The following is a 7676-nucleotide window of genomic DNA, read 5'->3' on the forward strand; positions in this document are numbered from 1 at the left end:
TGCCCGCACATCGTGCTCCCGGTGCCTCTGTCCCGATGGTCGCACCATACGCCACGATGCAGAAAATCGCAGCGGAACGTTGGCACCGAGACATCTCATACCGGTTACTAACCCCATTGAAAGCACCTTCGCCACCGTGCGCCACCGCACGATCCGATCGAAGGGCTGCCTGTCCAACAGGACCGCGCTCGCGATGGTCTTCAAACTGCTGGAAGCCGCGCAGAAAAGCTGGCGCCGTCTCGATGGCCACCACCAGTTGCCAAAACTCGTTCTTGGTGTGACATTCAACGACGGGATCGAGGTCATCGCCAAGCCGACCGACCGTCAGCCCACAACCGCCGCCGCCTGACCGGCTCCGGCCGTCACCAAAATTTGGCGATAGCTCCCACAATGACCGGATGATGCTTTATGCGCACTACCGATGAATGCACGCCGCTGACCAGCGCGTCGTGCTCGCGGATCTAATGATCCGCCACGAGCCATGGTCGAGCATCACTGACGCTTGTAATTCAATGAAGTACTCATCGGGCGTTATCCTGCCCGTGTTATGCGGAGGGTCGGCGTGCCGCCGGCCGGCGCTCGAAACCGGCTTTTACCGTCCTTTCCATACGGGCTTGCGCTTCTCGGCGAACGCTTTCAGAGCCTCTACGAGGTCCTCCGAATTGAACACCTTCTTGGCGATCGCTGTCTCTTCTACCCAGCGGTTATCATCCCGCCCGGCCGACTGAAACATGATTTCCTTGCTCGCGGCCAATGCCAAAGGCCCATTCTCCAGTAATTCATCAGCTAACTTCAGAGCTTCCTCGAGCGCCTTCCCAGGCTCCGCGAGGCGATTAACTAGACCGAATCGTTCAAGCCACGTCGCTTCCTTGAAGCCACCGGTCAATATCAGCTCCATGGCCAAATGATACGGCATGCGACGTGGCAATCGGACCAGGGCACTGCTTGCGAGCAGGTTGCGCCTGACCTCGGGGGCACCAAATTTGGCATTTCGCGCGGCAACGATCAAATCGCAGGATAGGCAAGTCTCAAAGCCGCCGGCTACCGCGTAGCCTTCAACAGCTGCGATTAGGGGCTTTCGCGCAGGACGCCCCATGATGCCGAAGCCGCCACGGGGCTGCGGCGGCGGCACACCGAGCTTAGCTATCTCCTTGAGGTCCGCACCAGCGGAGAAGTTGCCACCAGCCCCAGTAATGACGCCGATGAACAGACCGTCATCCTCATCGAGACGATCCATCGCCGCGTTCATCGCATTCGAGGTTTCGCGGTCGAAGGCATTCCTCGCTTCGGGCCGGTTGATTGTAATGATCAGAATTGGGCCGCGGCGCTCAGTCAGAATGCGCTCGGATGGTTCGTTCATTTGGTTCTCCTTCGATCTCGTCTGGAACTAAACAGGCCGCGAGCAGCCCTTTTGTTGTAGGGTGGCTGCAGCAAAGCGATCTCGTTTGTAGAGGCCATGGTACCGGCCGTGGCGATTGGTCATGAGCGCAAGACAGTGCGAGGCAAGGCCAAGTCGATCCGCTCGGCTATCTCACCGACGTCCTGACCAGGATCGTCAACGGGCACCCAAACCGCGATACCGACCAGCTACTGCCCTGGGCGTACCGCGCTCGGGCCTCAAAGCCGTGGCTGAGAACGATGCCTACTTTTCTCCGTTACGGCAGCTGCAAAAGCTGTCGGCCTGCTGCCTTTCACCGCAGCCCAGCATCCATTTGCACTAAGAGTCGAAGCGGTCGGCGAGCGTACTCGACAGCATATTGATGAATGCTGCCAAGCAGCGCGCGCTCGCGACCTGACGTTCCAAAATTCCGGACCACGGACGGATTTCGACCGGTGCCGGCTAGACCTCGAAGATCTTGCGTGGTATCCGGGTCAACACGTCAGCTCCCGAGTCCGTGACCCGGAATGTCTCGCTGAGAACATAGCCGAAATCCTCGTCGATCCAGTTGCCCAGCATCAGATGGAAGGTCATGTTGGGTTTCAGAACCGTCATGTCTCCTTCCTTAAGGCTCGTTACCGCCTCGTTCCAATCGATACCGATGCCATAGCCACAGCGGGATTCTTTCTGAAAGCCCAACTTCCCGATCGTGCGGTTGAATGCTTCGGCGACGTCGCTGCAGGTTGCCCCCGGTCGAACTTTATCCAGCGCAGCCTCCAAGCCGGCGACCTCAGCCTCATGTAGACGACGCAGACGGTCGGAAGGCTTGCCAATTGAGAACGTGCGCATAACCGCGGCCGTATAGGTGTGGCGCACGCCGCCGAGTTCGAGATTGATTTGTGAACCCTGGCGGAAGACGTCGTCGCTCCAGATAATGTGGCTTGTTCCGGTGCGTGGTGAGGAGCACATGAAGATATTTGCAATCCCCGTTCCGTGCTTGCCATTTGCGCCGCGCGCCAAAGTCGAAAGGATCTCAGCGACGGCGTCAGCTTCATGCACGCCCGGACGAATGACGTCGGCCGCCCGCATCATACCCGCATCGGCAATCGCGGCGGCCTCTTTCATCAGAGCTATTTCGAGATCGGACTTAATGATGCGAATCCATGTGACGACATGCGTACAGTCCACGAATCTCGCACCCGGCAGTCGTTTCTTGAAATTTTCCGCCGCTCGCGCTGGAAGTTGCCCCATTTCGAGTCCGACGCCGCGGTTCGTCAGCTTGGCTTCCTGAAGAAAATCGATGATCGCATCGTAACCGTCCTTCTCGGGGTTGCCCACGAGCGATTCTGGATAGCCAATGATCTTGTTCCGCTCCAGAAACGTCAGATGGATGCCCGCTGGCACATCCATAAGGCGCAGGATGAGCGTCGGCTCCTCATCGTGGACTGAGATTACAAGGGCTTGCGGGACATAGGCCGATCGCGCGGTGTAGCCGGTCAGGTAATTGATGCTTCGGTCGAACGTGACGACAAGTGCTTCGACCTCCCGCCTGACCATTTCTGCTTTTACTGCGGCGAGCCTTCGCAAGTACTCCGTGCGCGGAAATACCTGAGCTCCTTTGCTGATGGTCATTGTCTTAGCTCCTTGGTTATTGGTTAACTGAAGTCCTTGAGGAGAGCCTAGGCATTTCCGCAAGTCTCGAACTGTTGCTGCGCCGCTTCATCTAGGAAGCAGATTTGGCGATTTCGCTCAAAGGTAGGTGACGCCCGCTGCGCGTGTCCTCCAAGGCGTAAAAGATCTTAGTCCCAGCACTATAAAGAACCTGGCAAAAGTGGATTCCTCTAAACAGGGGAGATATCCGCCGAAATTCTGCAGTTGTGGTCGAGTAGGCGCGGGCCAGCGAGCCGAAAGCACGCCAGCTTGATGTCCTAAGGGAAATGGGGAATGATCTTAGCTATCGGAGCAAGCATCAAGGCCTCCCGATTTCCACCGCTCGGATAAAGCCTTCAACGTGCGCACCCTTCACCTGAAGCTTCACGTTATAGGTAGGCTGGCCGCGATAGCGCCATTGGCGCATCTTCAGAGATCTAAAACTGATCTAAGTTCGGCCGCGCATTTGCGCGCCCAAAAACGATTATGCTGTTTCTGTGCAACTGGGACGCTGAACATGTCATCAGCGCAGAGGGCGAACGACTTCGAATCTGATAGATCGACGGATTTCGGCTTCTAATGAGAAAGGCCCCCGGCGGGCATGCCGGAGGCCTTCTTGGAGGTCCATTAAGAGCCTGTTGTTCTCCTTTCGCTACAGAGACGACTTAGAAATTGCGCTGAGCGCGCAGCAACAGCACCAAGCTGTTCTGGTCCTTCAGCTCGTACACCGTGGCAGGCTTTGCGATGCCCGACTGAAGCGGAAGTGTCACCGTGCTTCCGCCCGCATACTTCTGGTCAAGCATCATGTAAGCGAGCTCGCCCGTAAAGGTCAGGTTCTTGACCGGAGTCCAGGCCGTAGCCGTACCAACCACCGCATAATTGAAGTCCGGGTTGCACCCGCCGAGACCGCTCGATAGCGCCAGATTAGCTACGAAGGCTCCGCAGATATATCCCTTCGCCGTGTCGTTATATCGAACAGCAGCCCACGCGCCGAAGATAGAAGTGTTCCAATACGGATCCCAGTTATGGGTGTATCCGCCATTGAAGCCGTAAGTCGTGGTCAACTGCTGGCCAGCACCGGTGACGAAGACGGAATCCGAGATACCGGCAATACCAAGGCTTTGGTAAGCACCGGCAACGTTCGTTCCTCCGTAGATCGCGTAGTTGGTCGTCATATAGTCGTTGAAAACGTATCGGCTTGCGCCATTGGCATACACGCCGGTGAGGTTAATCGTGTCGCCCGCGCCAGTCGGGAGATTCTTGATCGACAATGCGAGCTGGCCAGCCCAGCCCCACTTGTCGCCGGGATGATCCGTGGGCTCGGATGCACCGTAGTAGGCAGCATGATTGTCATGCGCGGCGAACGACGCCTGGAAGAGCCCCCAAGCCTGATCGACGCGAACCCGCGCAACAAGGTCCGGAGCGCGCGTACCGCCAATGTCGTTGGCGCCGTATGCACCTGTGGCGAGGACCGCGGCGGTGGCGCCGCTCACGTTCCAGATGTTGGTCGTGTAATTTTGGACCTGATCCTGAGCAGAGATCGTCGCTGTGATGCCTTGTCCGAAGTCAGCAGTATACGAAACTTGGTTCACCGGATCCCATCCGGCAGAGCCTGGCAGCTCGATATTATTCGCCGGATATTCGGCCCAGGGCGTCCTGAACTGAGACTCCGCCTTGCCGAACGTGAACCCGGCAAACTGAATGAAAGCGTAGTACACGCCCAGCGAACCACCAGCGATCTGCCCACTGGTTGACGACGTATAAGTGGTCGCGCCATTGACGCCGCTAGTGCCCGCACCGGTATAGCCGCCGGTTGTCCATGAGAACACAAGCTCAGCGAACGTCCGAACGACGCCATACTCAGTTGCCGTGCGTGTATCAATTCTCAGATCCTGGCGAGCCTTGGTCGTATAGTAGTTGCTGAGCCGGTTGTGCGCGCCACCCACACCACTGCTGGCGAAGTCGAAGTCGGCATTGGAGCCCAGCACGGCGTTAACGCGCAGATACCCCCCCAGCTTGATGCACGTGTCAGTACCGGGGATGTAATAGAAGCCGGCGCCATACAGCGAGCAGACCTTTACGTACTCGATAGCCTTGGCCTTGACGGGGAGATCGGCAGCCTGCGCTCCGCCACCCACGAACATTGCTGCAGACCCAAGGATAATACCCTTCATCACTTTCATCGATGACCCTCCAAGTTGGAAAACCGCGTTTCCGTCCTTCAAAGATCCGCTCTGCCACCCTCGCCCACGGGGCCGGTGCCTGACGGAACGACTTCGAGGACCCCCTCGCTGTCGAAGTGACGTTTAGTTACCTCCTTCAATTGTTGCAATTAATTAATCAAAGGCGTCGTTCGATTGAAGAAGGATGTGGCACTCGGGCAACACGCACTTCACTGCGAAGAGGTAAGGGATAAGTCAGGGCCATTTAGCAAAAAAAAACCCCCGAGGGGCATCTCGGGGGTTCCACTTGGAGCTTTTAGAGCAACGACCGCTGGTTGAGGTCCTAAACGATCATGCAAAGATACACACAATTAATTGTTCTTGTCAATTGCTAACTTACATGGTGCCTATGTCCTATGCACGCTATTTCAGGCAAATTGCAATGGATAGGATCGGCTCTCGCCGCCCCTGAGTCGTTCGCGACGCCTCTTTCCTCGCGACAATGAGCAAGTGCGAAAGCCAACATGGCCGAAAAAGAACAATTCGATCGAGCCGTTAGAGATCTGATCTGGAACATCGTTGAAATCCATTCTCAACTCGAGGAGATACATAAGGCTTGGGCGGAAATGTTAGGAATAACCGAACCGCAATGGCTAATCCTTATGGCCATTGACGAACTGGACGATGGTCGCGGCGTCTCCGGAATTGCGGTCGCAAACAAGCTGCGGATCCATCCCGCCTTCGTAACAAATCAAACGAAGAAGCTTGAACAGATGGAGCTCCTCGCCCGAGTGATATCGCCCGACGATGCGAGATTCCTGCAGATATCGCTGACCCAAACGGCTCGAGCGGAAATGGCAAAGCTGTCAGACAAGAGACAGGCGCTCAATTCCACGATGCTTGCCGGCCTGGACGAAGAGTCTTTGGACTACCTTAACAAACGACTAACCTCGATTGCCACGAATAGCCGGCTTGCACATCAGAAACTTAGTCTGGGATTATTGTAGTTGGGCCGTCGATCGATGCCTGATGCGCTCTTAGCGATCTCGGCATGGCTCGCCAAGAAGCACACATTACCGCACGTATTGCCTGGACCAATGCGTGAGCGCAAACTGCTTCTCCAGCACAATTGGCTGAGGCTTCTGAAGCGGATGCTCTTCCGGTAGAAAAACTGCGCACTACGCTAAAACAAAGCAGAATTTCAGCGGCCCGCGCCCATAGATCGAAGAGCCTCTGCTTTGATGAGCGTTAGAATCTAGAGTCAACATCACGGAAGCTGAAGGCTGCCAGTCAACGGTGACTGTCCGGCTTCAGAGCTCTCCATTGCTCAAGGTTTGGGGTGATCTTGAGCAATTGGTCATAATCTGCACAAAGGGGTGAGACCGATGCTGTGCGCTGCTTGGCCTGAAGTGACGGACAATCTTGAGTCCACAAGGCGAAGTGCCGCGCTATTCCTAGATAGTTTTTCTGGACACTACGAGGCGACCAGCCGGCGGCACTTCGTCGCAAGATGGACGAACATTGGAGATGCTCACTGCCTGTTTGGAGACCTGAATGTCGAACGGGGCGCCTTCGATGCCGCGGCGGAATCTTGGCTTTGCGCGCTCACCGCATTTGAAGTTGCCAGGCGGCTGGTCGACGAAGACGATCCACAAACGGGAGACGTTTTGGCCAAACTGGAAGCTGGCATCAGCAGTTTCGGATCTCTAGAGCAGAGGGTGCGGCGCGTCGAAATCGCGGCCTGGGATGAACGCAAGCTGCCTGGCTACTACGTGTCGGCCGATGGGCCCGACCTATGTACTCCGGCAGTCATTTGCATAAGCAGGGAAGACGAAACGGGAGCGATGCTGCTCGGACGACTCCTGCCTGTGATAGCAAGCCGACGCATGGCGGCTCTCGTTATCTCTTACGATGACGTTTCGACTGGCTGGCATAGACAATCAGAAATTGTCTTCTTGCTTGGACTATTTGTGTGCTCAGCAGGAAGTCGATGCGTCTCGAATCGGGATCTACGGTGAAGGGCTGTCAGCCGCCTTGGCTACCGATTCTGCGTTAGCTGATCGCCGCATTGCTGCGGCGGTTTGCGACGGCGGCTTATGGACTTGGGCTCGTACCCAGGCATCCATCTCGTGGATGACGGAAACCTCTCACTTGCCGGATGGTCATTTAGCTTCGGCACATCGCTCGCGATTGGCACGACGCTTGAAATGCCCGATTCTCGTAGTTGCAGGTGGGCGCAGTATCGTTAGCATCCCGGAGGCCATCAAACTAGAATCTGACTGCAGAGCTGCGCGCATTGATCTGAAACTGTTGATGCCGCGGCTAGCATCGATTTCGGACGGTGAGTTCGAGAACTTTGCGGCCTGCGATGAAGTCATTTTCGCATGGCTAGGAGCCTGTCCAAGTAGTCGCTGGTCAAGCTGGGGCGAGTCTGATTCTTTGCGGGGCTATGAGCAAGGATTTTCGACTCTGGAAGATTGACGAGG

Annotated in this window: 5 protein-coding genes and 2 pseudogenes; 4 read left to right on the top strand and 3 right to left on the bottom strand. The window is 56.4% G+C overall.

Annotated elements, in window-relative coordinates; all coding sequences use genetic code 11:
• Positions 1–106: 106 nt before the first annotated feature.
• A pseudogene (locus IVA82_RS18750) lies at positions 107–349 on the top strand (IS256 family transposase); the annotation flags it as partial.
• A gap of 243 nt (positions 350–592) precedes the next feature.
• On the opposite strand, the gene IVA82_RS18755 reads toward IVA82_RS18750, so the two are convergent.
• A complete protein-coding gene (locus IVA82_RS18755) occupies positions 593–1360 on the bottom strand; it encodes a crotonase/enoyl-CoA hydratase family protein (RefSeq protein WP_247493443.1) in 768 nt (255 codons plus the stop codon).
• A 131-nt stretch (positions 1361–1491) separates the two neighbouring features.
• Between IVA82_RS18755 and IVA82_RS18760 the strand changes: the two are divergent.
• Positions 1492–1611, top strand: a pseudogene (locus tag IVA82_RS18760) (transposase domain-containing protein); the annotation flags it as partial.
• Positions 1612–1840: 229 nt separating this feature from the next.
• Here IVA82_RS18760 and IVA82_RS18765 read toward each other — a convergent pair.
• Both IVA82_RS18765 and IVA82_RS18770 read right to left on the bottom strand, forming a co-directional pair.
• Complete coding sequence (locus IVA82_RS18765; RefSeq protein ID WP_247493444.1) at positions 1841–3010, bottom strand: Xaa-Pro peptidase family protein; 1170 nt, start codon at positions 3008–3010, stop codon at positions 1841–1843.
• A 683-nt stretch (positions 3011–3693) separates the two neighbouring features.
• Positions 3694–5211, bottom strand: a complete 1518-nt coding sequence (locus IVA82_RS18770) for a porin (protein WP_247493445.1) — start codon at positions 5209–5211, stop codon at positions 3694–3696.
• A gap of 503 nt (positions 5212–5714) precedes the next feature.
• On the opposite strand from IVA82_RS18770, the gene IVA82_RS18775 reads away from it, so the two are divergent.
• The gene (locus tag IVA82_RS18775) at positions 5715–6197 is read left to right on the top strand and encodes a MarR family transcriptional regulator (protein WP_247493446.1); all 483 of its coding nucleotides are present in this window, start codon (positions 5715–5717) and stop codon (positions 6195–6197) included.
• 904 nt (positions 6198–7101) lie between these two features.
• Entirely contained in the window at positions 7102–7671 is a 570-nt protein-coding gene (locus IVA82_RS18780) for a hypothetical protein (RefSeq protein WP_247493447.1), read from the top strand.
• Positions 7672–7676 lie beyond the last annotated feature (5 nt).

Origin of the sequence: Bradyrhizobium sp. 142, from assembly GCF_023074015.1 — a bacterium.
GTDB lineage: Bacteria > Pseudomonadota > Alphaproteobacteria > Rhizobiales > Xanthobacteraceae > Bradyrhizobium.